Below are 1,791 nucleotides of genomic sequence, written 5' to 3'. Positions count from 1 at the left end.
GTATGCACATTGCGCGCAATTTTAGTTAATTCCATTTAGGGAATGTTTATGTAAGAGGTTTTACCCCCAGAGCGAACTGCCTTTAACTTTTGCTTTCTGTTGCCAGTTTTGGAGTAAGAAACGTGAACCCAGTCTGGATTCGTATCTGTTCCAAATTCCCAGATAAGTTGGTCGAATTCCAACCGGTCTTTGATAAAGTCAAAAACCATTTTATTGGTAACTCCCGCATTACTGCCGTCCATATCGATGTCAATGGCTTGGCCTTTGCAATGCTGAGAGGTTGCGCTACCTTTTATAAAAGCGTTTAACGCCTGAGATCGGTAACCGGAGGAAATAAATATTGGCGTTTTAAAGTGTAACCTAATCGGCTCAAAAACTTTCTCAGCAAGTAGTTTAAAATTTTCTAAATGCTCGGCCGTTGGCGTGTTGTCAATCCCGTGCCTTTTGGCCGCGTCGCTTCGTGTAACTTCTGCTAAATTTAAATGAGTTGAAATTTTCATTTAGTTAGTTTTTTAGTGAGTCAATACTTGTCGAGTCAATGGTTACTTTTTTCTTGCCCCAGAAATTTTTTTCCTCTTTTATAAATACAGTATCTCGAATGTATATAATTGTCTTTTCAGCCTTTGCTAATTCAACCGCTTTCTTAGCAATTACAACCTCGGTCTTTAAAGTCTCAATTTTCTTGTCGACCTTTTCAACCATTTTTGTAAACTGCTTATCGGACTTTGGCAGCGTAACAATCGCCTGTTTAAATAGGCTATCGCTTTTTACAAATAAACTGTCTGTTATTTGTTCTTGGATTGCATCTTCTTTTTTACCGCAAGAAAGTAAAAGAAAAAAGGACAAAATACTTAAATATTTCATCCTCATTTGATTTTACCAAGTTCTTGTAAAGTAGTCAACTTTGCTAAAGATGCCGAAAGTAGACTATCTGAACGCTTTAAATTTAGTGTTGCAGCGTCTATTTTTAATTCTAAAGCATCGATTTTTTCGCCTTGCTTTTCGATTTGGCTAGTGTAATTAATTTTGCCGTCGATGTACAAATAACCGATTGCAATAATTACAAGAAACAACAAGCCTTTTACTGGCTCCTTTGCAAATTCTGCAAAACTTATTGGCAATGGACTTGCCTTAATTTCAGTTTTCTCGCTCATTTTATTCGTGGTTTTTTTCTTTGTTAAATATCTTTTCCGCTGCGCTGATCCCCAACGCCGCCGCTGATAAAGCAGCAACAGAATAAACCAAAGCCTCGGACGGCTCATTTACTGCGTCGTGATTAGCGTACAAAGTCCAGCACAAAGCAATCGCGCTGAATACGCCAACAAATCTTTTGCTGGATGCTTCGCCGTTTTCGCTAAGAAATCCTTTTGACCAACTAAAAAAACGTTTCATCTTCCTTGCCCTCTGTATGTTTTTGGTTTCTGTTGACTCTTTGAATATGCCTTTTTTGCTTTGCCGTTTCTACGCTTGCCAAACGATGTAGGCTTTAAATTTGAACTACTCCCCTTTTTCATCTTTGCGCTTGTCGAAAATTGCCTTTTCGTTTTTGATTTTGTAAATCAGGTAAACGATTGAAAGCACCGAAATAACCATTGTAAAGACGACGTTAATAAAGTCTAAGCCAATGGCCTGGAACACATTTGCAAAAATTGCTATTAACGTGGATGGCACGCCTATTTCGTCCTTTTGTAGTATATTCATTTTATCCTAATCGTTTACCAAAAATAAGGCATTTTAAAGCAAATAAAAAAAGGCTATTTCTAGCCCTCTAAATTGTCGGTAATGGTTTAC

At 37.6% G+C, this 1,791-nt stretch carries 5 protein-coding genes; all 5 read right to left on the bottom strand.

The window, feature by feature from the left end; translation table 11 throughout:
• Positions 1 to 35: 35 nt before the first annotated feature.
• Complete coding sequence (locus ABWO04_RS11650; protein WP_353079857.1) at positions 36 to 500, bottom strand: D-Ala-D-Ala carboxypeptidase family metallohydrolase; 465 nt, start codon at positions 498 to 500, stop codon at positions 36 to 38.
• Positions 501 to 504: 4 nt separating this feature from the next.
• Entirely contained in the window at positions 505 to 864 is a 360-nt protein-coding gene (locus ABWO04_RS11645; RefSeq protein ID WP_353079856.1) for a hypothetical protein, read from the bottom strand.
• Between the two features lie 2 nt (positions 865 to 866).
• Positions 867 to 1,154, bottom strand: a complete 288-nt coding sequence (locus tag ABWO04_RS11640; RefSeq protein ID WP_353079855.1) for a hypothetical protein — start codon at positions 1,152 to 1,154, stop codon at positions 867 to 869.
• 1 nt (position 1,155) lies between these two features.
• Positions 1,156 to 1,392 carry a hypothetical protein gene (locus ABWO04_RS11635; RefSeq protein ID WP_353079854.1) on the bottom strand — a complete coding sequence of 79 codons (237 nt, stop codon included), beginning with the start codon at positions 1,390 to 1,392 and terminating at the stop codon, positions 1,156 to 1,158.
• Between the two features lie 105 nt (positions 1,393 to 1,497).
• Positions 1,498 to 1,701: a hypothetical protein gene (locus tag ABWO04_RS11630; RefSeq protein WP_353079853.1), complete on the bottom strand. Its 204-nt coding sequence runs from the start codon at positions 1,699 to 1,701 to the stop codon at positions 1,498 to 1,500.
• Positions 1,702 to 1,791: the final 90 nt, after the last annotated feature.

Origin of the sequence: Flavobacterium sp. (genome assembly GCF_040382755.1) — a bacterium.
Lineage (GTDB): Bacteria > Bacteroidota > Bacteroidia > Flavobacteriales > Flavobacteriaceae > Flavobacterium.
This window is presented reverse-complemented; position numbering and strand designations above follow the sequence as displayed.

Bases quoted from the DNA above. Each gene is read 5' to 3' on its own strand.
- ABWO04_RS11650 (WP_353079857.1), bottom strand. From the start codon at position 500: ATGAAAATTTCAACTCATTTAAATTTAGCAGAAGTTACACGAAGCGAC.
- ABWO04_RS11645 (WP_353079856.1), bottom strand. From the start codon at position 864: ATGAAATATTTAAGTATTTTGTCCTTTTTTCTTTTACTTTCTTGCGGT.
- ABWO04_RS11640 (WP_353079855.1), bottom strand. From the start codon at position 1,154: ATGAGCGAGAAAACTGAAATTAAGGCAAGTCCATTGCCAATAAGTTTT.
- ABWO04_RS11635 (WP_353079854.1), bottom strand. From the start codon at position 1,392: ATGAAACGTTTTTTTAGTTGGTCAAAAGGATTTCTTAGCGAAAACGGC.
- ABWO04_RS11630 (WP_353079853.1), bottom strand. From the start codon at position 1,701: ATGAATATACTACAAAAGGACGAAATAGGCGTGCCATCCACGTTAATA.